General features: G+C 38.6%; 20 protein-coding genes. 8 read left to right on the plus strand and 12 right to left on the minus strand.

The window, feature by feature from the left end; genetic code table 11:
• Position 1: 1 nt before the first annotated feature.
• The 4 genes from ACZZZW_RS17115 to ACZZZW_RS17130 form a co-directional block, all read right to left on the minus strand.
• On the minus strand, positions 2–3,619 hold the full coding sequence (locus tag ACZZZW_RS17115) for a SusC/RagA family TonB-linked outer membrane protein (protein WP_082458785.1): 3,618 nt from the start codon (positions 3,617–3,619) through the stop codon (positions 2–4).
• Between the two features lie 44 nt (positions 3,620–3,663).
• On the minus strand, positions 3,664–4,809 hold the full coding sequence (locus tag ACZZZW_RS17120; RefSeq protein WP_055910312.1) for a FecR family protein: 1,146 nt from the start codon (positions 4,807–4,809) through the stop codon (positions 3,664–3,666).
• Between the two features lie 76 nt (positions 4,810–4,885).
• Entirely contained in the window at positions 4,886–5,488 is a 603-nt protein-coding gene (locus tag ACZZZW_RS17125) for an RNA polymerase sigma factor (RefSeq protein WP_055910309.1), read from the minus strand.
• 1,375 nt (positions 5,489–6,863) lie between these two features.
• Complete coding sequence (locus ACZZZW_RS17130) at positions 6,864–9,017, minus strand: GH92 family glycosyl hydrolase (protein ID WP_055910306.1); 2,154 nt, start codon at positions 9,015–9,017, stop codon at positions 6,864–6,866.
• A gap of 219 nt (positions 9,018–9,236) precedes the next feature.
• Between ACZZZW_RS17130 and ACZZZW_RS17135 the strand changes: the two genes are divergently transcribed.
• Entirely contained in the window at positions 9,237–11,495 is a 2,259-nt protein-coding gene (locus ACZZZW_RS17135; protein WP_463495177.1) for a glycoside hydrolase family 95 protein, read from the plus strand.
• Positions 11,496–11,733: 238 nt separating this feature from the next.
• On the opposite strand, the gene ACZZZW_RS17140 is transcribed toward ACZZZW_RS17135, so the two are convergent.
• On the minus strand, positions 11,734–12,888 hold the full coding sequence (locus tag ACZZZW_RS17140; protein ID WP_055910297.1) for a GAF domain-containing sensor histidine kinase: 1,155 nt from the start codon (positions 12,886–12,888) through the stop codon (positions 11,734–11,736).
• A gap of 433 nt (positions 12,889–13,321) precedes the next feature.
• Between ACZZZW_RS17140 and ACZZZW_RS17145 the strand changes: the two genes are divergently transcribed.
• Positions 13,322–13,918, plus strand: coding sequence for a GIN domain-containing protein (locus ACZZZW_RS17145; RefSeq protein WP_055910293.1), 597 nt, complete (start codon positions 13,322–13,324; stop codon positions 13,916–13,918).
• Between the two features lie 76 nt (positions 13,919–13,994).
• Here ACZZZW_RS17145 and ACZZZW_RS17150 read toward each other — a convergent pair whose 3' ends face one another.
• The gene (locus ACZZZW_RS17150) at positions 13,995–14,882 is read right to left on the minus strand and encodes a LysR substrate-binding domain-containing protein (protein ID WP_055910289.1); all 888 of its coding nucleotides are present in this window, start codon (positions 14,880–14,882) and stop codon (positions 13,995–13,997) included.
• A 72-nt stretch (positions 14,883–14,954) separates the two neighbouring features.
• Here ACZZZW_RS17150 and ACZZZW_RS17155 point away from each other — a divergent pair, with 72 nt between their 5' ends.
• Both ACZZZW_RS17155 and ACZZZW_RS17160 read left to right on the plus strand, forming a co-directional pair.
• A complete protein-coding gene (locus ACZZZW_RS17155) occupies positions 14,955–15,497 on the plus strand; it encodes a GNAT family N-acetyltransferase (protein WP_055910286.1) in 543 nt (180 codons plus the stop codon).
• Entirely contained in the window at positions 15,497–16,372 is an 876-nt protein-coding gene (locus tag ACZZZW_RS17160; protein WP_055910283.1) for a DMT family transporter, read from the plus strand. Before ACZZZW_RS17155 ends, ACZZZW_RS17160 begins: the two co-directional genes overlap by 1 nt.
• A gap of 222 nt (positions 16,373–16,594) precedes the next feature.
• Here ACZZZW_RS17160 and ACZZZW_RS17165 read toward each other — a convergent pair whose 3' ends face one another.
• The 4 genes from ACZZZW_RS17165 to ACZZZW_RS17180 are packed head-to-tail and all read right to left on the minus strand — an operon-like array spanning position 16,595 to position 19,205.
• Entirely contained in the window at positions 16,595–17,224 is a 630-nt protein-coding gene (locus tag ACZZZW_RS17165; RefSeq protein WP_463495183.1) for a sulfate/molybdate ABC transporter ATP-binding protein, read from the minus strand.
• Positions 17,221–17,886 carry a molybdate ABC transporter permease subunit gene (gene modB, locus ACZZZW_RS17170; protein ID WP_235526096.1) on the minus strand — a complete coding sequence of 222 codons (666 nt, stop codon included), beginning with the start codon at positions 17,884–17,886 and terminating at the stop codon, positions 17,221–17,223. The genes ACZZZW_RS17165 and modB overlap by 4 nt, the downstream gene beginning before the upstream one ends.
• 12 nt (positions 17,887–17,898) lie before the next feature.
• Complete coding sequence (gene modA, locus ACZZZW_RS17175) at positions 17,899–18,669, minus strand: molybdate ABC transporter substrate-binding protein (RefSeq protein ID WP_055910274.1); 771 nt, start codon at positions 18,667–18,669, stop codon at positions 17,899–17,901.
• Between the two features lie 29 nt (positions 18,670–18,698).
• On the minus strand, positions 18,699–19,205 hold the full coding sequence (locus ACZZZW_RS17180; RefSeq protein ID WP_055910272.1) for a molybdopterin-dependent oxidoreductase: 507 nt from the start codon (positions 19,203–19,205) through the stop codon (positions 18,699–18,701).
• 297 nt (positions 19,206–19,502) lie between these two features.
• On the opposite strand from ACZZZW_RS17180, the gene ACZZZW_RS17185 reads away from it, so the two are divergent.
• The 3 genes from ACZZZW_RS17185 (at position 19,503) to ACZZZW_RS17195 (ending at position 22,208) form a co-directional block, all read left to right on the plus strand.
• The gene (locus tag ACZZZW_RS17185) at positions 19,503–20,708 is read left to right on the plus strand and encodes a hypothetical protein (RefSeq protein ID WP_055910433.1); all 1,206 of its coding nucleotides are present in this window, start codon (positions 19,503–19,505) and stop codon (positions 20,706–20,708) included.
• Between the two features lie 429 nt (positions 20,709–21,137).
• Positions 21,138–21,386 carry a helix-turn-helix domain-containing protein gene (locus ACZZZW_RS17190; protein WP_463495187.1) on the plus strand — a complete coding sequence of 83 codons (249 nt, stop codon included), beginning with the start codon at positions 21,138–21,140 and terminating at the stop codon, positions 21,384–21,386.
• 45 nt (positions 21,387–21,431) lie between these two features.
• A complete protein-coding gene (locus tag ACZZZW_RS17195) occupies positions 21,432–22,208 on the plus strand; it encodes an HNH endonuclease (RefSeq protein WP_463495189.1) in 777 nt (258 codons plus the stop codon).
• 143 nt (positions 22,209–22,351) lie between these two features.
• Here ACZZZW_RS17195 and ACZZZW_RS17200 read toward each other — a convergent pair whose 3' ends face one another.
• Positions 22,352–22,870: a hypothetical protein gene (locus ACZZZW_RS17200; RefSeq protein WP_463495191.1), complete on the minus strand. Its 519-nt coding sequence runs from the start codon at positions 22,868–22,870 to the stop codon at positions 22,352–22,354.
• Positions 22,871–23,168: 298 nt separating this feature from the next.
• On the opposite strand from ACZZZW_RS17200, the gene ACZZZW_RS17205 reads away from it, so the two are divergent.
• On the plus strand, positions 23,169–25,019 hold the full coding sequence (locus tag ACZZZW_RS17205) for a hypothetical protein (RefSeq protein ID WP_463495193.1): 1,851 nt from the start codon (positions 23,169–23,171) through the stop codon (positions 25,017–25,019).
• Positions 25,020–25,053: 34 nt separating this feature from the next.
• On the opposite strand, the gene ACZZZW_RS17210 is transcribed toward ACZZZW_RS17205, so the two are convergent.
• Complete coding sequence (locus ACZZZW_RS17210; protein WP_463495195.1) at positions 25,054–26,592, minus strand: P-loop NTPase fold protein; 1,539 nt, start codon at positions 26,590–26,592, stop codon at positions 25,054–25,056.
• Between the last annotated feature and the right edge of the window lie 11 nt (positions 26,593–26,603).

The raw sequence follows: 26,603 nt of genomic DNA on the forward strand, positions 1-26,603 counted from the left end.
GTTAAAAGGTTAAGTTTAGGCCAAATACAAATGATTTAGGATTTTCAAGGGCTCTGGTACCTGTAATGCCCGAATAAGATTCCGGATCGATATCATCACCCGCGGCACTTGCATACCACAGATTGTTTACTTGCGCAGTAAACCTGGCAGATGGAAGTTTGAACCTGCCGGTTAGGCTTTTAGGCAAATTGTACGATAGCGAAATATTTCTGAGTTTAATGTAATCGCCCTTCACCACATTTACATCTGCAGCTTGCCACATGGTATTAATGGTACTGGCACTGTTAATTAAAGCTTCAGGATAATCGACTAATAAGCGAGGTACATCAGGTACATTTCCATTTTTAAAACGTTGGGTAATGTTTTCATCATTAACATCGTAAACACTGATATTGGTTACATCTCTTCTGATTACATTGCCACCAGAAAATACCAGTAAAGCGGCTAGTTCGAAACTTTTATACGAAACCCGTTGAGAAAACGATCCTGTATACGTTGGCGTTAAGCTGCCCATGTTTACCAAACTGCCAAAATTGTTAAAGCTTTTAATGCTTGATACAATGGGGTTGCCGTTTGCATCAAAATCGATACTCGCTTTACCGTTTTCATCCAAAAAATACGGATAGCCATTTACCATCCCTCCATAGCGGTAAGCATATAAAGTGTTATAGGCAGAACCTTCTATGTAATAAATTGCCGGAGATGACACGTAATTGCCTGCGCTGGAAAGTGAGCTGTTAACTTTACCAATTCTACTTCTGTTAAAACCCAGGATAAAGGTAGAACTCAAAGTTAAATCGCCTGATTTTAACCAGTCGCCATTTAGGGTGAATTCGATACCACGGTTAATCAATGTACCATTATTAATCATCCGTGTGGCTACACCCACAGTAGGATCTAACTCTGCATTTACAATTAAATCGGTACTCTTTTTATAGTAAACATCAACACTTCCCCTTAAACGGTTCGATAAAAAGGCATAATCTACGCCACCATTATATGTCTCTGTTTTTTCCCAACGCAATTTGGGATTTGGTAATGCAGTAATATCAATATATTGCAATGATGTAAAAAGGTTATCGCTTCTTCTTCTTGCAGTTAAATATTTAGAGCTTTCGGAGTTCTGATTTCCGTTTACGCCATAAGTGGCGCGCAGTTTTAGCAAATTGATCCATTTCTGCTCTTGTATAAAAGCTTCATTGCTGGCATTCCAGCTTCCACCAACTGACCACAACGGACGGTTTTTAAATTCAGGATCTACACCAAAAAAATCAGCCTGATCTACCCGCACACTACCCGTAATATTATATTTATTTAAATAAGTATAACCTGCATTTGCATAAGTAGAAAGGTTACGGTGTTTACTTTCTAACTGTGTACGGCCTACAGTAGATAATGTTTTGGTACCACCATAAATGTAGCTCGGAAAACCTGTTTGGCTTGCCGTTTGCGTATTAATCAGTGTAGAGGTAAGCGTTATCGGATCATAACCATACCTTAAATCTTCAATGCCTCTGGGCGAAAAGGTTTGGCGCATCTCAAAGCCTGCAATGGCAGATATGGCATGCTTTCCTTTATCAAAAGAACGGTCGAAACTCAACTGGTTTCTAAAAGTATAACTGTTACTTCCTCTATCCGATTGACTATACCTGCCCCCTGTAGGAAGTCCGAAAGCATATACATTTGTGGCAGGCGTGTAACCAACCAATGCATTGTAGGCAGATCTCATTTTATAAGAATTAACATCATAGTACTGATCCGTTTTTGCACTTTCATTTTCGATCTGTAACTGACTTGAAAGACTTAGACCTTCCATAAGCCTGGCCTGTACATTGGCAAAACCCCTTAATGAGATATTGGTAGAATTGACCAGTCCTTCGTTTAACGACTCCAGAATATTGAATCTATATGAACGGAACTGCGCATTATTTTTCAACGCATCAACCATAGCACCGTTAATATTTCCGCCAGCAATTCCATCTGGCAGGTTTACATAATCTGCATAAACAAGGCTGCCATCTGCATTTACAATAGAAGCATAACGTGGGCTAATCGTGGTGTAAGCATCATAAGAACCATCAGTAGTTACCGATTTGGTGTATGTGCCATTAAAGCCCAAAGTTGTGGTTAGCCACTTGCTTACGTTATAAGTGTTCTTAAAATAGATGTTCAGCTTCTGATCATTGTTATGAATTATTTTTTGTGCCGAATTATCGAAGTTTATCGATGTGAAAGTATTTGATTTTGCACTAGAAGAACTGAAAGACAGGTTAAAACGCTGACGGAAAGCTTTCTGCCAAACATTATCTCTGTACTGCTCGTAATAATCTGCATTGCGCCAGGAGGCCAATTGTTGATTTACCTGATCGGCTGTAACCTTACCTGCGTCACGATCGCGGTACAGTTGGTAAAGCGGACTGTAATATTTAATCGAACCATTTGCAGCGGTTCCATATGCGGCAAACATCGATTCTGTTGTAGTGTACCTGGCACGTTCCTTATTGTATACATCGGTTTCTAAATCGAGTATATCACTTGTTGAAGCATAATGCATTGAATTAAAACTCGGCTTAGCATCAACAAAAAAATCGGTGTTTAAGGAAATTTTAGCAGGGGTATTTCCTTTTTTAGTGGTTAGGATAATAACCCCGTTGGCCGATCTTGAACCATAAATTGAGGCTGCTGCAGCATCCTTTAAAACCGTTACCGATTCGATGTCGTAAGGATTAACATCTTCCAAAGCGGTTTCAGATGGCAATCCGTCAATAACAATCAAAGGATCAGTTCTAACCCCAGTTTGGGATATCGAAAATGTACCTCTCCCCCTAATCACCTGCTGATCGGCACCTATACCATAAGGATTTTTATTATAAGCCAAACCCGCCACACGACCTTCTAAAGCACCTACAAGATCAGGGTTAATTTGCTCATTCAGCTTCTTTTGGTCAACAATCGCAAATGCGCCTGCATTTCTTTCAAGCGGAAGCGACTGAAAACCATTTACCATAACCTCTGCCAATAAAGATGCGTTGGCACCCAACTTAACAGTTACCACCTTTAAAGCGGCATTTTTATCAAACCGCCGGGTGCTCGAAAGATAACCGATATAACTGATTTCGAGCGTATTGTATTGGTTGGATAAAGTTAAATTGAAGTGTCCGTTACCGTCTGTAAGTACATATTTGTTGGTATTTTTGATTTTTACTGAGGCACCAGGCAATGGAGAACCTAAACTATCGGTAACCATACCATGCAGCACATATTCATCTTCAGTATCCGCTTTGGGTACTTTTAAGATGATGGTACGGTTGTTATTAATTTCATAATCGAAATCCTGGCCTTTAACAACCGCTTCCATTATGGTTTTAATATCGGCAGTATTCAAGTTAAAGCTGATGGGTTTGGCTTGTTTAACCAAAGCTGCATCATAAACAAATTCATAGTTTGTTTTAGCCGAAATTTGCGATATAACGGTATTTAGAGAGGCTTGTTTAAAAGTGTACTGGATATTTTGTGCTTTTGCCTGCATTGATAACATTGCAAACAGACAAAAAACAATTGGCCAGTTCAGTAAATACCTGCATCCAGATCGGACGAGGCGAAAGTAATGGTTTGTCATAAAAATTTAGTTTGGTTGGTTAATTGATCAACGTTGGAGCAACCTTATTCCTTAAGCACAATTTTATTCTCTCTGATTTTAAACCTGTAAGCTGTTGCTGTAGAAATGGCATCCAATACCGCATCAATATCCGCCTTACGGGATATTTTCAGGTACAGGTTTTTCTGTGGGATAGATTTCACATCTACAGCTACATTGTACCACCTTGCCAGTTTTTGCATCACAATTGATAAAGGCACATCATTAAACAGAAACTCCTCATTCGTCCAGGCATTAAAGTCTTTTGCCGAAACATTGTAAAGCGCGAGTTTGCCATGTTGAGAAATAACCTGTTGATTTGGTTTTAAAACCACCTCATCCCTGTTTGGATTTGTAAAACGGATGCTTCCTTCCAGCAGTGTGGTTTGCGTACCTTCATCTTCAGGATAACTGCTTACATTAAACTGCGTACCCAGCACTCGGATTTCATTGCCTGCCACACTAACAACAAAAGGTTTGAGCGGATTTTTGGCCACATTAAAGAAAGCCTCGCCCTCTACGTAAACTCTCCTTTCTGATCCGCGGAAATCAGTTGGAAAACTAAGTTTCGAGCCAGCGTTCAGCATCACAATTGAGCCGTCGCTCAAAGTAACACGGTACTCGCCACCGTTTGGAGTAGTTAAGGTGTTCAGCTTCGATGCTTCGGTAGAATCTGCACCATTGGCCATAAAAACCATTGTTCCATCTGCTTTTGTGCTCACTGTAATCCCTACGCCGTGGTACAATACCGTGTCTTTTTTACCAGCTTGCAACACTGCTTTTCCGCTAAGGTTTAACATGGCCTTAGCCGAACCCGGAACAACCATTTGGTTTGAATTCCAAAACTTAACAATGAGCAAAGTAACAGAAACCACTAGCAGAATTGCTGCTGCCACCCTGATAAAGCGGTTAGGTTTAAACACTTTTAAGCTGTTTTTTTCAGGCTTTGGAAAAAGTTTATCAGATAATCCGGCATGGATGGTAGCAAGGCGTTCATCTTCAGCACCATCAAACAAGGTGTCGTTTTGTTCAAAACTAGCACCAATCAGTTTTTGCAGTTCCCTTTCTTCTGCAATTCCAAAATAATCAAACAGTTGCTCAAGTTCTGCAGCATTGCTTTTGTTGGCAATAAATCTTTCAAATAATTCTGGGCTTAAAGGTTTTTTTTCCATCGTTGTCAATATATAATATGCACGAGCTGGACAAACACACTATCGCACCTTGATTTTTTTTTTAAAAATATTTTCTTTAACCCTTTAAATAGGCTGCAATACAGAAAATAATAAATTCTTGAGCGTGAAAAAAGACGTAACGTTTAATGTATTTTGTAGCACTAACCAATTGGTTGCTTACGGTAGATGGGCTTAATGATAGGATTTCGGCAGCTTCCTGGTAGCTTTTACCTTCTATTTTGCAAAGTTTAAATATCTCTTTACGTTGCGCAGGGAGTTTTTCTATGGCTTGATTAAGTAATTCAATTCTTTCTTTGTTGAAAATGTAATCTTCCGTTTGGTTATAAAATTCAGCAAAAGTTTTAATCAAGTGCCTTTGCATTTTTACATCAAGTGCTAACCTTCGGTAATAGCCGTAAATAACATTTTGTGCAATGGTAAAAATCCAACCTTTGAAAGATTTATCAAGGTCTATTTCTTCCCTGCTCGTCCAAACTTTTAAAAAAACATCCTGCATAAGCTCATCAACGACTTCATTGAGCTTAATCATGCGCTGCATTTTTGGCAACAACATTTTACTATACCTGGCGTAAATAAAGTCAAAAGCATGGCGATGGCCATTTTTAAGGTCTTCTAGATACTTTAATTCTTCCTTATCGCGCAGTTTGTCGGGTGACATTTCGTCAAATCTACAAATTAAGCAGAATTATTAGTCAAAACGAGCTCATATTTAACAGAATAAAGCAAATTTGTCAGAATTATAATACGAAAGAACACTATTTTGCTATTTATGGCTTTTTTTGAAAGTATATGGAACGTTGCGATTGCATTAAGATTGCTTCTTGCCTCACAGTGGCGGATGTATTAAAGGGAAAAAATAAAGATTGCATTAAGATTCCCGCATGAGCGAGAATGACGACCGTGTTAAAAACCAACCAAAATAACTGCTGAGATTGTTTCTTGCCTCACAGTGGCGGATGTGATAAAGCAAAATAACAATCGCATTAAGATTCCCGGATGCGCGAGAATGACGACCGTGTTATAAACCAACCAAAATAACTAATGAGATTACATTTTGCCTCACAGTGGCGGATGTGATAAAGCAAAATAACAATCGCATTAAGATTCCCGCATACGCGAGAATGACGACCGTGTTAAAAACCAACCAAAATAACTAATGAGATTGATTCTTGCCTCACAGTGGCGGATGTGATAAAGCAAAATAACAATCGCATTAAGATTCCCGCATACGCGAGAATGACGACCGCAAGTTAAAACTGAAAAGATTGCTTCAGCTCGCTCTCCCCCAGCTTCGCAATGACGGATTTAACGCATTCCCTGCATCATGCTATTTAAACCCCCGCTATCTGCACCCTGCTATTTGCTCCCTGTTATCCGGCCTAGGAAATGATGGAAGGAGAAAACGTTAAAGCTTTATCAATACCTTTTCCTTCATCACTGCATTGAGGCAGCACACACTTTCCGCCTCCTTCGGCGGAACTTGTGCTGACGACCAAAAAGCTTTAACGAATTTATCCGACATCAGTTCCAAGCCTTGGGTTTTTGTTACTTTTGGGCCAAGCCAAAAGTAAGAGCCCCTCGGTGGCTAACCGAGGCAAGCCCGAGCGGAGCGAAAACATTAAGATTACCGCATGCGCGAGAATGACGACCGTGTTAAAAACCAACCAAAATAACTAATGAGATTGCTTTGTGCCTCATAATGATGGACGTATTGAAGGGCAAAAAATAACGACTGCATTAAGATTCCCGCATGCGCGAGAATCACGACCGTGTTATAAACCAACCAAAATAACTAATGAGATTGATTCTTGCCTCAAAGTGATGGATGGGATAAAGCATAAATAACAATCGCATTAAGATTCCCGCATGCGCGAGAATGATGACCGTGTTAAAAGCCAACCAAAATAACTAATGAGATTGCTTTGTGCCTTCACAGTGGCGGATGTGATAAAGCAAAAATAACGATCGCAGTAAGATTCCCGCATGCGCGAGAATGACGACCGTGTTAAAAACCAAAAAAATAATTGATAACATTACTTCGTATCAACCTCAACCTTCCCTCCATTCTTAAACAAATCATGAGAAATAAAATACCCCTGATTTACCTTTCCATCTACTTTAATGGTAGTTATTGCCCTTCCTTTTCCAGGTTTACTAATGGTTAATACTTTACCGCTACTCGTTTTCCATTTCACCTCATCAAAAAGAGGTGCTGTAACAATATAATTTGGGTCGGTAGCCGAGAAAGGATATAAACCCAATGAAGTGAATACATACCAGGCCGACATTTCGCCGGCATCATCCATACCAGATAATGCTAAACCGTCACTTCCTATTCCATACAGTTCATTCAATATTCTATCGATTATTTTTTGCGATTTCTCAGGTTTTCCGATAAATGTATAGGCAAAAGGCGCTTCATGATCTGGCTGGTTGCCCTGGCAGTATTGTCCAATCATGGTTTCTACGTTGCGGGCAATATATTTTGGGTTCCATGGCAAAGTAAACAACGAATCCAACTTAGATTCGAAACCTTTCGCACCACCATAAAGTTCAATTAAACCTTGCATATCATGTGGGGCATAAAAAGAAACTTGCCAGGCATTTGCCTCCCTGTACATATACTCATAATAAGGGTACTGTGGATTAAAAGGTTTAATCCAATCGCCATTTTCCAACCTGCCCCGCATAAAACGGGTACCAGGATCGAACATGTTTTTATAGTTTTTAGATCGGGCCATCAGGATACGGTAATTGCTGCTATCGCCCAATTTCTTTGCAAGCTGTGCCAGCGAGTAATCATCATACGCATATTCTAATGTTTTAGAAACCCCGGCTTTTGCTTTGGTTTCTACATGTGGATTTTTAACATCAGGGTCAGAAATGTAACCCTTCTCTATGTATTCCTTTATAAACGGACGCGCACCACCTTCTACATTCGCATTGCGCAATAAAATCTGGTAAGTGCCCTTAATATCAAAGTCGGTTATTCCCCTTAAATAAGCTCCGGCAATAGATGATGCACCATGATCACCATGAAAAAAAGTTGGAATAAATCCTGTTTTGTCACCAACATCTTTCATCGATTTAATTACATCTAACGTAACTTTAGGAGTAATTAAGCCTAAAAGCACATCTTTATTTCGGTAAGTATCCCAAAGTGAAGGTTCTGTATAATAATTAAAGTTACCATTCACTACATTATGCCTGGCATCTTTAAATTCGCCATTTACATCGCTCCTCAACGCAGGCCATAAAAAAGAACGGTACAAGCAAGAATACAACATTTGTTTTTGTTTCTCAGAGCCACCTTTAACCTCGATGTTACTTAACAGACTCTCCCATTTAGCTGTTGCTTCATTTCGGATTTGCGTAAAAGTCTTATCACCAATTTCCTTTTCAAGGTTTTCTTTGGCATTAGCGGTACTTACAAACGACAAGCCTATTTTAAGTTCAACAGGTCCTTTGCTGCCATCGGCAAGGTGTAATATGGCAAATCCCGAACGTTTTCCCTTATCCGTTTGATCGAGCTTTTCGATTTTTCCGTTAACCGTAGCATAAAAATAAATGTTTTCACCTCCCTGGAAACCTTGTACCGCAGCATTACCCACCTGTTCAATATTCCATGTAGAAACGCCACTGTTTGCTTTGCCCAAAAGGAATAAAATTTGCCTGTCGCTGTTATTTTTATAGTCGTATTGATGAAATCCAGCCCTTAAAGTAGAAGTAAGTTTGACATTCACTTTATAATCATCAAGGTAAACCTGATAAAAACCAGGTGCCGAACTTTCATTTTTATGCGAAAATTTAGATCCATATTTATCTCCTGGATTAGATAACGGTAAAATCGGAATGTTGCACAGGTTCCAATGCCCCTTATTGGTATGCGCAAAACCATAAATCGTATCATCTTCATATTCGTAGCCTGCACCAGATCCAAATTCGGTAATCGGACTCAGTTGCACCATTGCATTTGGAAGGGAACTCCCAGGAAAGGTTAAACCCGCCCATGATCGCCAGCCCTGTGGCAATTCGTAACCCAAAATTTTAGGGTCGGTTAAAGGTGCTGTACCAATGAATGTATTTACATATTTGGTAAATGATGTTTTCGTTTGGCTCTGAGCATAATATATGCCCGCTACGTTTAAAAATAAGCACAGGAAGATAAATTTGGTTAGCGATTTCATTTACATAAAACGTTTTAGTATGTACTATCAAATATATAAAATCTATTAAAATCCAACTTAAAATATCACAATAGTTGCCAAATAAAGTTTTGATGTCATTAATACCGATGCTTAAATAACTGAATATAATGCCAATTATCAATATGCTTTCCCATATGCAAATAACAGTACAATCACTTGATTATCTATATATTTGGATACACACTAATCAAATGTTCTATGCTTTTTAAATCCAGGCAAATTATTCATTGCACTTTACTTTTGTTGTTGGCCATTGGCTTTTCAAATGGTGTTTCCGCACAAAAGAAAACTATATCACCACTTTTACTTTGGGACGATAAGCCTGCAACAAAATGGATGACAGAAGCATATCCCATCGGAAACGGCCGCATCGGCGGGATGATTTTTGGAGGTGTAAACCAGGAGCATGTTCAGTTTAACGACAATACACTTTGGACAGGTGACGAAAACGACCGGGGGATGTATCAGGCCTTCGGTGATTTATTTATAGATTTTGATCAAAAAGATAAAAACTTTACAGCCTATAAACGTCAACTCAACCTTGCTGATGCCATACATTCCATCAGTTACACGCAAAATGGAACAAATTATAACCGTAAATATTTTTGCAGCTTCCCGGATAAAGTAATGGTTTTAAGGCTAACGGCTGGTAAAAAAGCTGCCTACTCGGCTGTAATCAGGCTTAAAAATGCACATCAGGGCGATATTACAGTAAAAGGGAATACCATTGAGTTTACGGGTAAATTACCTAACGGAATGTCTTACCAGGCCACTGCCTTAGTAAAAATTGAAAATGGAAGCAGTCATTCGGTTAAAGATAATGACGGTGACAAACTAAAGGTAGATGGTGCCGATGCCATTACGATTATTTTAACCGGAGCGACAAATTACAGCAACAAACGCGAGCAAAATTGGAAAGGTGAAGAACCAGGAACAAAAATAGAAACGATTCTTAAACAAACGGCAACTAAATCTTATTCATCATTATTAAAAAACCATGTTCAGGATTATCAATCTTTATTTAACCGTGTTGCTATCACATTAGGCCAGGCCGATTTAATGCAAAATAAACTTCCAACCTACCAAAGGTTAATTGATTATAAAAAGAAGGCTGATTTGGGATTAGAATCTTTAATTTTTCAATATGGAAGGTACTTACTGATCAGTTCATCGCGAAAAGGAGGTTTACCGGCAAACCTTCAGGGCTTGTGGAATGAAAGCAACACGCCACCATGGGGAAGCGATTACCATTCGAACATCAATATCCAGATGAATTACTGGCTTGCCGAACCTACAAACCTTTCAGAGTGTCAAATCCCCTATCTTGATTACATTAACAGTATGCGGGAGGTAAGTGCTATCGCCACACGCAAACAATACCCTAATACAAGGGGCTGGACAGTTAAAACCGAGAACAATATTTTTGGCGGAATGAGCTTTTTATGGAATACACCTGGAAGCGCATGGTATGCACAGGCCCTTTGGGAACATTATGCTTTTACGAAAGACAAAAATTATTTAAAGAATTTTGCTTACCCGATTATTAAAGAAATCGCTGAGTTTTGGGATGATCATTTAAAAAGAAGATTAGATGGTACTTTGGTTTCGCCAATGGGCTGGTCGCCTGAGCATGGCCCTACTGAAGATGGGGTTACGCACGATCAGCAGATTGTATATGATTTATTTACCAACTACATTGAATCAGCCGAAATTTTAGGAATAGATAAAGAATATAAACTACACATCGCCGATCTTAAAGCGCATTTACTGAAACCTAAAATTGGAAAATGGGGACAATTACAGGAGTGGGAAACCGATCGCGATGATCCGAAAGATCAGCACAGACACATCTCTCATCTTTTTGGCCTTCACCCTGGCAGGGAGATCAGCACCATTAAAACACCAGAACTGGCCAAAGCGGCACGCGTTACTTTAACTGCCCGTGGCGACGAATCAACAGGCTGGTCTATGGCCTGGAAAATGAACTTCTGGGCAAGGTTACAGGATGGCAATCACGCCTACAAAATTTTACAGAATTTTATTACCCCGGTGGGCGGATCGGGTACTGATTACAATAAAGGTGGAGGTATTTATGCAAACCTTTTCTGTGCACATCCACCCTTCCAGATCGATGGAAATTTTGGATATACGGCGGGCATTTCGGAGATGTTATTACAAAGCCAGGCCGGAGAATTGCAGTTCTTACCTGCACTACCCGATAAATGGGATGAAGGAAGTATTCAGGGCTTAAGAGCAAGAGGCAATTTCGAAATCGCTAACCTGCAATGGAAAAGTGGTAAAATTGTGAAGTTATCCATCAAATCATTATCTGGTGAAGATTGCATAGTTAGAAGTCCGAATGCACTTAAAAGTAAAGGTATAGAAGAAAAGAAATCAGGAAAAGACTTTGTTTATAGTTTTAAAACGCAGGCAGGAAAAACATACAGTTTTGAATGAGATTATAATTTACCTTAATTACTATTGAGGTATCTTCCGGCTAATGTAAACTAGCAGATTTGTTTAAGCTTTTTTACGATGATGTTTTTATGCTCCAGTTGAAATAGAAACATTAAAAATTCATCCGTTTCACTAATTTTAATACTTTTAATAATACCAGAATGCTGATTATCTGAAATTTCATTTCCAACCTTCAAATCTAAGAGGGTTGATGTTGGGAGGCTATCGCTAACAATGGTCATTTTTCTGAAGGTATACTTAAAGTGAAACAGGTTTTTTCGGGCGTGGATGAAACATCAAGGGTTCCTTTATGCGCACTTGCAATTTCTGAAGCAATATATAAACCAAGGCCTAACCCCTTTTGATTAGGTTCTACTTCGCCCCTCGAAAAAGGCTGAAATAAACGCTCCATAGCAGCAGCAGGAATTTGCTTGCCTTTATTTGCTACACACAGGTTAAATTCTTCTGCATTACTATATGCGGTAATTTCTACCGTAGAATCTGCCGGAGAATAATTTAAGGCATTGGCCAGCAGGTTAGAAAAAAGTTGTGCCAAACGCTTGCCATCGGCATTAACAGGATGATCTAGCGTAAAATTCAGTTTAACGTTTCTTGACGGCCAAATGGCTTGCAATTCATCTACCACCTGAACCAGCAATTTTTCCAAATCTTCATCCGGTGTTTTGTTAAGCGTAATGCCTTCACCTAAGCGGCCAGTAGCAAAATCGAGCATGTTCTCAATCAGCCCGTTCATTCTAAAAGATGAATCTTTAATAATTTTTGTAATCCGGCCACCTCGCTCATCTAAATTTAAACGGGATAGAAGCTGTGCACTGCTTGATATTGCATTTAATGGGTTTCGTAAATCGTGACCTAAAATAGCAATAAACTGTTCTCTTAAAATTGCTACTTCCTGCTCTTTCTTCAATTTTTTTTCTGCCTGGGCAAGTTCTTCAAGCGCATCTAAATGAAATGCAATTAAATCGGCAAACATGGCAAACATGCCCGTAATTGTTGGATTTTTTAATTTAGCAGGTTTAGGGTCAATCGCGCAAAGCGTTCCGAAAAAATCACCATTTTTTAACTTTATAGGTGTCGAAATATAACTTTGAAAGCCATATAATAAAGGCGTATGGTGGTGGTTAAATTCAGGGTCCTGATCTACATGATCGATCACAACAGATTGATGATGCTGCCTGATTTCGTTGCAAATCGTTGTTTCAAGATTCAGTTCGCCACCAACCTCAAGGCCAAAATTAATTTCATCAAGTACGGCACAGGCAATCCACTTATCAGAAGTTACCCTGGCAATAGCGGCAAAGCCCATACCAGTTGTTCGGCAAACAATTTCCAAAATATTGGCAACAGCGGGTATTTTGCCTATTGCCTCCATATCAGAGAGGATTAATTTATTAGAATTTTGCAATGTAGGGATGTATAATTTCGCCAATCTACGAATATTTCTTTTTTTAAAAAACTGTTGTTTAATCTTCTAACACTTGTTTTACACAAATTAATCCGTTTATTCCTAAATCGATTAAGTATTATATCAAAGTGAATAGAAGTTGATATAAAGTTACCAAATGATTACTGCATTCGCTAATTAAAATTACAGCGTTTACCGTCTAATTGATCAGCTGGTTGTATCCATAAATTCCTATCTGAAGATAAAATGAACTGATTTTGGCCGATTTATAAAACCTGTACGTCGACAATTAAGCTGCGTTGGTATAAAGCACCAATAATCACTGAAACGTTTTGTAACTAACAGCGTCTCATTATCAAACAATCACAAAATATTAATTAAAAATATAAACAACAATATTATGAAAACCGCTATCAAAACCCTCGCAAAAACTTTATTCGCAGCAATCGTTTTAACTTCATCAATCTTTGTTACCAATGTAACAGCAAACGAAAAACAACCTGTTAAAATCTCTGCACCAAAAAACTTTAATAAAATTATGGTAAGTGGCAATGTAGAAGTTACACTTATTCAAAACGGAACTGAAGGCATAACTTATAGTGATGACAATACCGGAAAAGTAAAAGTTATACAGGATGGTTATAACCTTAAAATATCTTCGGCAGATAAAGGCCTGGCAAAAGTTACCGTTTTTGTAAATGATATTTACCGCGTACAGGCATCAGATAATGTTGTGGTAAAAACAGCAGGTAAACTTGATGTAAAATATCTTCAGGTATTTTTAAAAGGAAATGCTGTAGCTAAAATAAACTCCAATACAGAAAGCTTATATACCGTTATCGAAGATCATTCTGACCTTAAATTAAGCGGAGCAACACAAAACCATAACCTGGTAATGGGTAGAACACAAAAATTGGATTTAGATCGTTTTTCTGCTTCAAAAACAGAAATGAATACTCCTGAAACAATCTTACAAACTGCTTCTTTAAGTAAATAAAATCATATTATCCATAAAAAAAATAGGTGGTATCGTTAAGGTAGCACCTTTTTTTGTTACATTAAAAAAGCATCAATTAGCGTTCTTCATGCCCGCCATAATGTTCAATCAGTAGATTTAAAATGTTGGCAAGCACCGGATTATGATCATCAGCACGCCAATTAATGAATATATCAGTTTTAAAAGGCAAAGGAATAAACCGCAAACCCGGACTTTGATGAAAAAGATAAGAATCTGGTAAAATTGCGATTCCAAGCCCTCTCCTTACCAATGCTATAATTGTTGAACCAAATTCTGAGTGCAGAAATGCATCCGGCACGAAACCGTAAGACCTAAACAGGGAATGAATAATTTCGCTATAACTACTCCCCTCATCCCTGGTTGGCAGAATAAATTTTTCGTTGCGGAGGCTTTCGGCCGATAAATCACCAAATGATTTTAATGCGTGTTCTTCCGGAACCACCAAAGCCAAATGATCAGAATGCAATTTTCTCGAATTTATCCCCGCCTCACTATTAATGTCTCTGGTAATGGCCAGGTCAATTTTATAGTTCTTTAAAAAATCCAGCTGATTCTCATATAAAACCTGCACCAGTTTAATTTGAAGTTGAGGAAATACCTGACTGATTTTCACCAGAATATCGGGCATTATAGACGCTGATATCGAATCAGGATGTGCGATGGTAATGGCACCACGTTCGCCTAAATGGATCTGTTTTGCAAACTGATGTATATAATCGAGCTCACTCAGCTCTACTTCCCATTTCTCTTTTAAAAACTGACCGGCAGGTGTGAGTTTAACATTTCTCTTATTCCGGTCAAAAAGCTGTAAACCAAGTTCATTTTCGAGCGACTGGATCTGTCGGCTAAGCGCAGATTGTGTAATGTTAACTTTCTCTGCGGTTTTCCAGTAATGAAGCTGCTCTGAAAGCACCAAAAAATATTTAATCCGCTGTAAATCCATTAATGCAATTTATGCATTAATAAATGAATAAATAGCATTTTAACACATTTAATAAGTAATTACATTCGTGCCATGGAAAATATCGAAATTGTTAGGGCAACACTTCAGGATGTAATAAAACTTCAGCAAATAGGTAAAACTACGTTTGGCCAAACCTTTGCCGAACTCAACAGTGAGGAAAATATGCAAAAATACCTTCAGGAAAGTTTTTCGATAGAAAAGTTAAATCTGGAGCTCAGCAATAAAGACTCTGAAATTTACTTTGCCATACTCGACAACAATATAATCGGTTATTTAAAGATTAATCTTAAAGAAGCTCAAACAGAAAAACTAGATCTGGATGCGCTTGAAATTGAGCGCATTTACGTCATTAAAGAATTCCACGGGCAGAAGGTTGGACAGTTTCTTTATCAAAAAGCCATTGATCGTGCGCATCAAATATGTGCATCATATGTATGGCTTGGTGTGTGGGAACAAAACGAAAGAGCGATAGGATTCTACACTAAAAACGGTTTTGAAACTTTTAGCAAGCATACCTTTTGGCTGGGTGATGATGAGCAGACGGACCTGATGATGAAAAAAGCTTTGGTATTAACTAGTGAATCGAAATCATAATGGAAAAGAAAAACACTTTTCTTATATTGTTAATATTTGGAACTGCCTTTTGGGGAATTTCCTTTTCTGTAACTAAACTCGCTATCGGACAAAATCCTTCCGCGCTCTTCTTATTTTACCGCTTCCTGCTGGCAACATTCGTTTTATCAATTATTTTCTGGAAACATGTAAAAAATCTGAATTTAACTGCCTTTAAAACCGGTGCTGGCTTGGCTATTCCATTAATGCTCGGTATTTACTTACAAACGCTTGGTATAACGCATACCTCTGCATCACAATGTTCGTTCGTAGCTGGAATTACCGTAGTGATGATCCCCGTATTTAAGTTGATCATTTACAAAAAAGCAGCTCCATTAAAAATATGGCTTGCTACGGTTGTAGCGCTTATTGGCTTGTCGATTATTTCGATTAAAGAGAACTTTAACATCGGTTCAGGCGATCTTTATACCATTGCTGGTGCGTTTTTCTTTGCAATATATTTAATTCAGATCGAACGTGAATCGAAAACCAGGGATATTATCCCAACCATTGTTCCCATGTTTGCAAGCTGCGCAATATTGACATTTTTATTAAGTCTGAACCAACAGAACATGATCTGGATTCCTCAGGAAAATACCTTTTGGATGGGCATTGTTTTCTGTGCAATATTTTCAACTGCTTATATGTATACGATTTCGAATATCTCGCAAAAATACATTAGTGCCGAACGCGTTTCCATCATCTATCTTTTTGAACCTGTTTTTGGAGCGTTTGCAGCACATTTTATATTGGGTGAGCACATTACAACCCGGCTTATCATTGGAGGAGGCTTAATTTTTATGGCCACAATTATTTCAGAGATCAAGCTAAAATGGCGGGTTGCAGATGCAACCTAACTAAGTTGGAGCCATCCATTCCAAATAGGAACACCTGAAGGGTACCAGGGCAAAAATAATCCGGTTAACATGCAGTGGTGAGCTTATTAACAAAAAACAATTTTTGCAGTAGCAAATGATGATTTTAAGATTTTTAATTAAAACACCAAAAACTGCCTTCATTCAATAAAAATTTGGTCCATCTAAGTGAAAAACAGCAATATATTAAGGGTTTTTACACTTTTAATCTCCAATACCCTTAAGTTCAAACGAGTAACTATTGTAATCGATAAACTGATCATCTCGGTGGGTAACCAGAATAACGGTAGTTTGCTGTTCATCAAAAAAATGGCTAAGTTTAGTAATCAACCTGCTTTTTAGTTCCTGATCAAGCGCGGCAAAGGGCTCATCCATTAAAAGCAATTTTGGCTTGGTTGATAATGCCCTCAGTATCGCAAGTCGTTGTTGTTGACCGCCAGACAGTTGTTTTGGCAGCCTGTTTTTCAGCTGAGTCATTTCTCCAAGCTCCAGCAAATGAGTAATGAAGCTCTCATCATCCGTTCCAAACTTAAGGTGCTTTTCTACCGTCATATTTGGAAAAAGCGCATAATCCTGAAAAACAAAACCAATTTGCCTATCTTGAACTTTTTTTGAAAAACCACTTATTTGATCAAACCATAACACATTTTCTACACTAACGGTTCCACTGTCTGGTAAAACCAATCCGGCAATAATTTTCAATAGTGTTGTTTTTCCTATTCCGGAAGGGCCTGCTATTCGGGTGATGGCGTTTAAATTAAAGGCTGTGTTTACTTTAAGTTCAAAATTGCCGTATCGCCCGTCGATTTTTTTTCCAATAGCAATCTTTATCATTCGAAAGGGCTTTTAATTGCATTTCTGTTAATCAAAAATACTGTAATTACGATGATAAAAGTTATAGCGAAGAGCACCAGTGCATATGAATTTGCTGAATGATAATCCATCGTTTCTACGGCGTCGTAAATGGCAATAGAGGCTACTTTGGTTTCTCCTGGTATGTTACCGCCTATCATTAATACCACACCAAATTCGCCAAGGGTATGTGCAAATGTAAGCACCGCAGCAGTAAAAATAGATGGCTTAACATTTGGTAAAAGGACATAAAAAAACGTTTTTAGTTTTGATTTGCCCATTACATAAGATGCTTCTGCAAGCGACCTCGGTAGATGCGAAAATGCAGCCTTAATCGGACTTACCATAAATGGCAAACTGTAAATAATAGAGGCAAATACCAGTCCTTTAAAAGAAAATACAAGCTGTAAATCGAAATACTGATGTAACCACTTGCCCAAACCATTGTTTGGACTAAAAGCCAATAACAGGTAAAAGCCGAGTACAGAAGGTGGAAGCACGAGAGGCATGGTAATAAAAGCCTCAATAATGATCTTAAAAATAGTTTGTTTACGGGATAACCAATAGGCGATTGGAATACCGATGATGAGCAGAAAGATTGTTGTAATTATGGCTAGCCTGATGCTTAACCAAATCGGTTCCATATCCATTTTTTTCTATTTTGGCAGATGATAACCATTGCTTGCTATTATTTTTCTGGCTGATGCCGATGAAAGATAATCATAAAATTTATTCGCTTTTGCCAAACCTGTCTTATTTGCATTAGCCAATAAGATAACAGCCTGTTCAATCCTGGCATAACTTTCCGGGTTAATTCTTGTCCATTTAAGTTTGGTTTTATCGCTGTTTTCATATAAAAAAGCCTCAGTTGTAAAACCCATGCTTACTACAGCTGTTTGGAGATAGGTGTTTACCTGAGAAATACTTTCTGCAAATACCAATTTAGGTGCAATTTGGCCCTCCAATTGGTAAAACTTTAGAGATTCTTGAGCAGCCCTTCCATATGGGGCAGTTTTTGGGTTCGCTATAGCCACCTTTTTAACCTGCTCACTTTTAATCATGGCCTGCCAGTTGCTGATATCACCATCAAAAGTACTGCAAACAATCAGGCTGCCGAGGGCATAAATTTTTGGTTTTTTGATTCCGTAACCTGCTTTAAAAAGTTTCTCCGGAAATTCGGTATCAGCTGAAAGAAAAAGATCATATGGTGCACCATTCATAATCTGCGCCGTTAATTTACCAGATGCTCCGATAATGGCTTCGGTTTCGATCCCTGTTTGTTTTTTAAAATCGAGCTGAAGTTTTTTGATCAGTCCTTGTGCATTGGCCGCTACGGCAATCCGCAATTTCTGAGCAGATGCACAGAAATGTACAGCAAGAAAAATCAACAATAAAAACCCAATGCGGACAATTTTAAATGGATTCATGTTATTAAATTAACAATTTACAGTGAATGTTACTTTGCAAAGCCGATTTTAATGCTGGTTACCTGTTTTATACATCTTGCCGGCTTTGTCTCATTTTGCACAATAATTCTGAAAGGTCCATCAGCAACAGGAAGTGGTTTTTTATCCATTGTATTTGTTAAAATAATCTTATCATCAGAAAATTGCGGGTCTAATTCGGCCAGTGAAAAAATAATCCGATATCCATCGCTGGCCTCTACCATTACATATTTAGTTAAATTATTCCCCCTAAGCTCCTTCCCCATTGTTGCGCCCGCCTTTATGAGTAAATCGGTCAATAGTACACCAGAATATTGATGGTCTTTATCATCACGATCTTTCCGAATTATTTCTACCCTTGGCATTTTGGCAAAATCTGATAAAGTTAGCACGTATGGTTTTGTAATTTCGCCGGTAATGTTTACACTGGCTTCTTTTTTTACCTGCGCATTGGCCAGGGATAAAAAGGAAACCGTAAATATCAGTTGCAGTAAAACTTTATTGAAATATTTTTTCATATTTAGGTTGTAAAAAGGATTGGAGAATTTGTGGTTGATCACAAAGGTAAAATCTGTGAGGTTATTTAAAAGATAAATGAACTTTCTTTTTTAATCTTATGATTATTTAATCTGCCGTTTTTAGCTTTAAATGATGTGAAAGAAATCTTTTGCCAGTTGTTAAGAAAATAAAAAAACTACTTTAGCATAAAAAGCACAAATCATAACGATAAGATGTGTGTTTTTAGCATTAATTTTCTAACGTTTCATTATATCCCGAACCTAAAAATTTTAGCCGAAAAATCAGCTTTAAACCATATGAGCCATAATCTAAAAAAGTTTCTCTTAAAATCTGCCATTGTACTTGCTGTTATACACTTTGCCTATTTTATTTATGGATATTTTAAATTTGCGGGCATAAAAGAAATCAATATTTATACTGAATTTTATCGTTTTAAGTTTTATGATGACGTATCCATTTCCCACTTCTTTATAACGGGTTTATTTTTACTAACGATACTTATTTTATTAATTAGAAATCACACTAAACAAAAGTACTCTGCTAAAAATCTGCTTACTATCGGGGCTGCTTTACTTGCTATAGTCTTACTATCCTTAACTTTCTTTATCAGTTATAGTTTCGGCTTAAATGCCAAGCTTAGGCAAGAATTACCTGAGAAAAAATTCAACGCTGATAAAACTTTATTGAATGTTCTAAATCCTTTTTTATACCCTGGTTCTGCCTACAATTCAGAAACATTATTTAATGTAACCAATATTCTTTATCCAAAGCCCTACCCCGTGGTTGAGGTGAGAGACACTGTGTTTTACGATTTAACCAATAAAGATTATTTTAGTCTGCAAACTGCCTACTACAGCATCGATACCTTAAAAATGCTTACTTCTGATTATGAAAAGTTAAAGGGCGCGACCAGTTCTGCGTCTGATTTTTTTGGCTTTGATCAGAAAGAAATACTGAAAAGAATTATTACAAAAACAGTTAGAAAAGACAGCACAGAAATTATATACAGAGGATCTGAAGTTAATCCGCAATACGATGACAACATTTGCATTTTTCTCGAAAACAAGATGTTGATCAGTCCCATTGAAGATCAAAATGTACCTAAACAGCAGCGTCAAAATGCCATACAACGGTATAGGTTACTTTATAAATTAAACAAGGATTCTTTATTGCAGTCTTTTAAAAAGCTTGATACACTATTTAAAAGATATAAGATTGAATCGTCTATTAATCCAACAGCTCTTACCCAGGATGTATTTCGTTTTCGGGATAAAGATCAGCAAGAGTTAAATCAGATCCGAAACAACTTTGACAGAAATGCCTTAATTGAAAAAATCAAAATCCTGAACCGGCTTTTTTACCAGCCAAGTTATTTTCATTCGTCCATCAGAATGATTTTCTTCATCGTACTATTCTCAACATGGTTATTCGGATTTATAATTTTTGTATCTGTGAATTTATTACGAAAACCGAAACAATTGGAAGTTAATGAATTGAAATAGTGAGTTTTATATCCTAATATTATCTTTAGAATAAAGAAACTAATTTATTAGTGATTATAATTTAATAGCAGAAATTGAGGTATTTATTTGCCGATACAGAAAGTATAAAAACCTATAAATCAAACAGTTAAACAGAAAAGGATACAATTACGCAACAGCTTTTTTAAGACTATTCCAACCTACTACAATAGTAAAAATTTACTTTCTAAAAACAAAATTTCTCACTAAAATCTTGTTAAGATTTTAGTGAGAAATGCCTTTTACCAGGATAAAGATCACAGTCTCTTTGAACTAAACTGTAACCTTTAGTTTAAGATTTAAGTTACGTTTTTAAGCATACCTAGCTACCCACACATGCTTTCTCAAAAACCTTAAAACGTGGCAATTTTGCCACGAAATATATCTACACAATCTCCGACTTTCACGACAATGAAAATTGTGCACCAATCTACCTATCAGCTCATCGGCGATAACGTCAGACGGCTCCGAAAAGAAAAGGGGCTTTCTCAGGAAGAGCTGGCTAACCGTTGCGAACGCATCGACCGTTCTAAAATTAGTGATATCGAGAATGCGAAGGAAGATTTTATGCTTTCAACACTACTTGAAATTTGTGTCGCACTTGACCAGGATTTATCTGTAGTCTGCTCCCAAGCTTCATCACCATCCGATCACGATTAAGCTTTCCGATAAACAACTCAAATCTAACGCTCAAAAATAAAAAACATGAATTACGCTATCATTGCCGAAAATGATGAATCCCTCTGGCATGACCAAACAGGGGAAACCTATCACTTTCCAAAAACCTATCAAAAACTTCTCCTTCCCGGTACTCAGATTATTTACTATAAGGGACGAATGCAAAAAAAATCCTTTAAAGATAAACGCATGACCCCGGCTCCCCACTATTTCGGAACAGCAGTCATCGGTCACTTATCGCCGGATCCCGAGTCAACCAAAGGTGACTTGTATGCAGATATCGAGCAGTTTTCCCGTTTCTCCTACCCAATTGAAATCAGCCAAAATGGAGCATATCTCGAGTCTATTCCTGAATCCAAAAAGACCAATTACTGGCGCAATGGAGTACGCGGTATCTCTCAAGAAGTGTACCAGCGGATCATTTCTCTTTCAGATCAGGCAGTTGAAAATCAGACCAATGACAAAAACCAAGGAGAAAGCGATGGCTACACTAGCAGCGAAGGTCAAAAAAAATTGGTGATGACCACAACCTATGAGCGGGACGCCAGACTTCGCTCAAGGGCCATTGAGATCCACGGGTTAACCTGCATGGCCTGTGGCATCAATTTCAGGGAACTTTATGGAGAATGGGGAGAAGGTTTTATCCACGTTCATCACACCAAGCCTGTAGCTGAAGGAGTCCGCGAGGTATCCCCTAAAGAGGACATGATAGTGCTGTGTCCCAACTGTCATTCGATGGTTCATCGAAAAAAAAATATGGTTTTAAGCCTTGAACAACTTAAAGCCATATTAGGAAAAAAATGAAAAAGTTTAAAGAGATTGATTGGCTAGAGTCACCATCAAATCGGGGCAACCTCCAGTGAAGCACCTCCTATCAAAGCATAGAAGAATGTCAAAGGATATCTAATATCTTTGCTAACTAATATAAATTCGGCTGCAGCGCTTTTCTACCCTCCATTGACTACAGTTTCTACATCAGAAAGATGAGAATCTAAGGCCATTTTCTCGATAGTGGTCAGCACCCCACCCCGAGTGTCCTGGTGTGTAAGTTTAACACCCAGCTGATGTTTTTGAGCTGCTATTACTAATGTTAGCCCATTCCTCCTTACCCAAAAAAGAATAAGGTTATCATTTTGTTGAAGAATTCGGTCAAACTCATAATCGCTTGAAAACACCTTTAAAGTGTTGATAATTTCGGCTACCTTCGTACCGTCCTGAGCCCAGTTTTGAAGTTCACCGGTAACCTCATCTGCATGATCGATCTGCTGTAATTCTATCCAGAAACCATCCGGTCTCATCTCAATGATAAGCTCACCTGAATGTGCATCTGTATTATCGATTATATTAATTACATCTATTCCCTGTTCGGTGTTATTCCCCAAATCATACCCATATTTGGTTGCAAATTCTTTTACCAATTTTTCCACCCCCGGGCGGTTAAAATAGCCATTGTGTTGATAAAGCATAATTTTGATTTTTTTGGCAATGATATCGATACCTATGATAGCATACAAATTTTTCTACCACATTTTAACTAATAAACTTTAGATAAATAAACCTAATCTATATTTTAAACGCTCGATACTTTTCGAAGCCTGTGGAAATTACCCCACCAGCCTAGACGAGATTCTTCCAGAAGCAGAACAAAAGACTGGCAAGGCGATATTATCTAGCTAGCAAAAAAATATCATCGTTACCCTCTAATTAAAATTATTCAATTTCTTATCTTCACCACAATTCAAAAATAAAACACAAGTTACGCTCATGCCCGCCGATTCCTTTTATGATCTTAAATCCAAGTTTTCAGAATCAATCATTCAGGATACGATCGAAGACATCCGGGTCGACTTTTTAGAGGTCAACGAAAGCGAATATAACGCCGACTATATGCACATCCACCGGGCTGAATTCACTGGACAGGTTCATTTCCACCGGACAAACCTAGGGTTGGGCATTTATTTTGAGGCATGTACCTTTAACCAGTCAGTCAGCTTTTCATCCCTCTTGGTTGAAGCCTATCAAGAACTAATCTGGGACGAAGAACTTAGCATCAAGTTTAAAAACTGTGTCTTTAAGGCCCAACTAGAATTAAAAGATTCTAATTTACATCAGGGAATTCGCTTTGAAGACTGCGTGTTCTCCGGTCCATTGATACTGGAAAAAATCAGGACTGAGAATGAAGGCATTATACTTGAAAAATGTACCATTGAGGGGCCACTTTTAATCAGAGAATGCATGACCAGAGGGGATATCCATCTCGCATCTTGCCAGGTACAACAGACGGCTTTAATTGAGTACGGTAGTGCTGAAAACCTCAAATTCAGCGGATCCGGAACATTTTCCAAGGGACTGGAAATCTACAATAAGATCATTAGGAATAATATCCTCTTCCATGATGGACTTTTCCGGGGCGAGGTACACATCAAAGGCCTGCATACTAAACATGGAGGACTTAGGCTTTTTGGCAGCCACTTTGAACGCGCCTTTGTTATCAACTACGATTCTATAGTTTATAGCGGTTATTCTGGGATCCTGCAATATTCGATAGACAGCTGCCGATTTTCTTCCGGATTGATCGTAAAAGGAGCAAGAGGCGATAGCAAAAACATTTCTGCTATCAAAATGATCATATTGGAGCTAACACCAAACCTCAGCGGTAACCTCAACTTTGGTGACCTGGATGTGGGGGCAGTTTTCATGCAGGGTTATAACAATAGCGCCAATATCAGTTTCACCAATGTAGCAGTCAACGAACTCTCGATATGTGAAACAACCAACCAGGGTGGCATTATCTTTTCAGGCCTTCGCGCTTCCAAGATCCAATGGCAGGACGATAAAGATCCGTTTCTGATCAGAAGCTCGTCCATAAAGATGAACAACACCCATCTGGGCAAAGCACTTTTTTTCCAAAGTGACTTTAGCACCTACGATCTTATAGACCTGCACAACGTCGTGCTCACCGATATATCAACCTCCAACCTCACCTGGTTCAGTCCTTCGCAACTGGAAAACCATCGCATCGATTCTGCCAATGAAACCCTTAAATCAGCAAAACGAAGCGGCAAAAAACACGAAATTACTACTGCAAGAGACGTCCTCTACCAGCGGCTGAATGCAGTGAGAGAAATTTACCGCCAACTAAAATTTTCCTCACAAAAACAGGGAGATATGCCACAGTCCTTAGAATTTCAACGCAATGAACTCTACTATTACAAGCGGGCCGTGACCCACCAGCGGCCCAGACAGTGGAGCGAATACCTGATCCTGTGGAGCAGTGCAAGCAATAACTACGAACAGAGCTGGCTTAGGGCATTGACCGGCCTAGCCGTCTTTTCACTGGCTAGCTATATCCCTGTGGGCTTTCTTGCCTCAAGCAAACTTGACTACAACCACTTCGCCTCCAGTTGGAAAGACCTGGAGATCAGTTTTTGGGTTATCTGGGAGAATCTGAAAATGTGGATCGTGCTACTCAACCCCACCCACCGAATCAAAGACTTGAATGAGAACATAGATCAATATCCCAAAATCATCTATCTATTTGACCTGCTCAGCCGAGTGGTTGTTTCCTATTTTATCTTCCAGATGGTAAGCGCATTTAGAAAATTCAGCAAATAATAAATCCTACCTCTCAGACCTATTTTTTAACTTACTAAACCGAATACAAAAGCCCATTTTCGCGGCAAAAACGGAAAGCGTGTAAAAACAGATGAAAGGGATTTGGCTTATAAACAACTCCCATCTCTCCTGGATCATACATTTTAAGATACTCCAGCTTCCCACCTCCATTTTCAAAGTCTTCAGTTAATCGGTATCTAACCGCGTACCCCCTGCCCTTTTCATTAAGCACATTCATGTCCCGCTCTCCAGAGGTAACATTGTAATTAAAAGTAGTATCTGCATCAATGAAGGGAAGCGAATAATGGATGAGCTCCTTGGTATAGCCCCCATCATCAAAAGCCTTCGGCATTAGCGAATAATCTGAATGGTAATTTTCAGCAAGCTCAGCGATAGCGGCTTCGAGATCTTCTAGTCTAGGAAAAAGCTGCCTGAGTAGATGGATCAGTGAAAGCAATGGGTAAGCAAAAGCATTTATCTTCAGTCCATTATAACTAAAAGTGTATGCTGCCAGTTCATAAGCAGAAAACTTGACCAGACTACGGATCCTGACCGTATCGATATCAATCATCTCACTAACGGTACGTGTGAGCACCTTTTGGAATTTGTGACCCTTATCTAGCATTTGAACATAAACGTTGGCCAGTTCATCCTGCTGGGCCAGGTTCAATTTAGGACGCAGGTAAGCATCATGAAAAAGCTGTTTCAGGAAATCCCGGTGCCGAAACTGAAAAATCTCGCGTGAATAAAACTTATCAATATACCCTGAAAATTCAGCCTTTTGCCCAAACCGATGATGGAACATATGTTCGATATTGTTTACATCACACACGAAAACCACTTTATCAAAACCGAACTTATTCTCCTCAGATCGACTGTCGTGATGCGCGGTGAACACATTAAAAATCCTAAAAATATGTTCCGGGTCAAGCCTATCCAGATCATCGATAACCAGTACAACCGGTTTATCTTCAGCCCCGCGTACCCTGGAAACAAAATCCCGGATCAGCAGCGTAATACCATCCAATTCCCTTACGCTACCACTCTTCTGCTGGAATGTCTTCATAAACTCCGCCGCACTGTCAGTCCCGCTGCGCTTCATTTCCCCCGAAAAAGTATTATGGGCATCAAACAACTTTTTAAGGGCATCCAGCGTATCAGTCGCCGCTTCACCAAAAGGAATAAAATGCTTGGCAAAAACTTTGAATACCTTATAAAAGTTCACCTCACTCCTTAGAAATTCCTGCGTGATCAATCCCTGGCTGATATCTTCTTCGCTAAGCTTGATCTTATCAGCATATCTTTTCAACAGCGCATCAAGCAGATCAAACTTGATCAGCTCAAAAATATCCTCGTTCGAACTCACCGAATAATCTACCGGATACAGCTGAAGAGGGTAATAGCTATCACTACGTGCAGCAAAAAAGGCATCCAGAAAATAACTTTTACCGGCACCAAAACCAGCCGAAAACATAATCCGTTTATTATCCACAGGAGATAAATGTAGCGCAAAACGCTCCAGTTCACCATCTATGGGAATTCTTTCCTCAGATTTATTATTAACTTCTTGCATAAGAAATATAA

This window comes from Pedobacter sp. AC379 (genome assembly GCF_979258145.1).

Bases quoted from the DNA above. Each gene is read 5' to 3' on its own strand.
- ACZZZW_RS17115 (WP_082458785.1), bottom strand. From the start codon at position 3,619: ATGACAAACCATTACTTTCGCCTCGTCCGATCTGGATGCAGGTATTTA.
- ACZZZW_RS17120 (WP_055910312.1), bottom strand. From the start codon at position 4,809: ATGGAAAAAAAACCTTTAAGCCCAGAATTATTTGAAAGATTTATTGCC.
- ACZZZW_RS17125 (WP_055910309.1), bottom strand. From the start codon at position 5,488: ATGTCACCCGACAAACTGCGCGATAAGGAAGAATTAAAGTATCTAGAA.
- ACZZZW_RS17130 (WP_055910306.1), bottom strand. From the start codon at position 9,017: ATGAAATCGCTAACCAAATTTATCTTCCTGTGCTTATTTTTAAACGTA.
- ACZZZW_RS17135 (WP_463495177.1), top strand. From the start codon at position 9,237: ATGCTTTTTAAATCCAGGCAAATTATTCATTGCACTTTACTTTTGTTG.
- ACZZZW_RS17140 (WP_055910297.1), bottom strand. From the start codon at position 12,888: ATGGAGGCAATAGGCAAAATACCCGCTGTTGCCAATATTTTGGAAATT.
- ACZZZW_RS17145 (WP_055910293.1), top strand. From the start codon at position 13,322: ATGAAAACCGCTATCAAAACCCTCGCAAAAACTTTATTCGCAGCAATC.
- ACZZZW_RS17150 (WP_055910289.1), bottom strand. From the start codon at position 14,882: ATGGATTTACAGCGGATTAAATATTTTTTGGTGCTTTCAGAGCAGCTT.
- ACZZZW_RS17155 (WP_055910286.1), top strand. From the start codon at position 14,955: ATGGAAAATATCGAAATTGTTAGGGCAACACTTCAGGATGTAATAAAA.
- ACZZZW_RS17160 (WP_055910283.1), top strand. From the start codon at position 15,497: ATGGAAAAGAAAAACACTTTTCTTATATTGTTAATATTTGGAACTGCC.
- ACZZZW_RS17165 (WP_463495183.1), bottom strand. From the start codon at position 17,224: ATGATAAAGATTGCTATTGGAAAAAAAATCGACGGGCGATACGGCAAT.
- modB (WP_235526096.1), bottom strand. From the start codon at position 17,886: ATGGAACCGATTTGGTTAAGCATCAGGCTAGCCATAATTACAACAATC.
- modA (WP_055910274.1), bottom strand. From the start codon at position 18,669: ATGAATCCATTTAAAATTGTCCGCATTGGGTTTTTATTGTTGATTTTT.
- ACZZZW_RS17180 (WP_055910272.1), bottom strand. From the start codon at position 19,205: ATGAAAAAATATTTCAATAAAGTTTTACTGCAACTGATATTTACGGTT.
- ACZZZW_RS17185 (WP_055910433.1), top strand. From the start codon at position 19,503: ATGAGCCATAATCTAAAAAAGTTTCTCTTAAAATCTGCCATTGTACTT.
- ACZZZW_RS17190 (WP_463495187.1), top strand. From the start codon at position 21,138: ATGAAAATTGTGCACCAATCTACCTATCAGCTCATCGGCGATAACGTC.
- ACZZZW_RS17195 (WP_463495189.1), top strand. From the start codon at position 21,432: ATGAATTACGCTATCATTGCCGAAAATGATGAATCCCTCTGGCATGAC.
- ACZZZW_RS17200 (WP_463495191.1), bottom strand. From the start codon at position 22,870: ATGCTTTATCAACACAATGGCTATTTTAACCGCCCGGGGGTGGAAAAA.
- ACZZZW_RS17205 (WP_463495193.1), top strand. From the start codon at position 23,169: ATGCCCGCCGATTCCTTTTATGATCTTAAATCCAAGTTTTCAGAATCA.
- ACZZZW_RS17210 (WP_463495195.1), bottom strand. From the start codon at position 26,592: ATGCAAGAAGTTAATAATAAATCTGAGGAAAGAATTCCCATAGATGGT.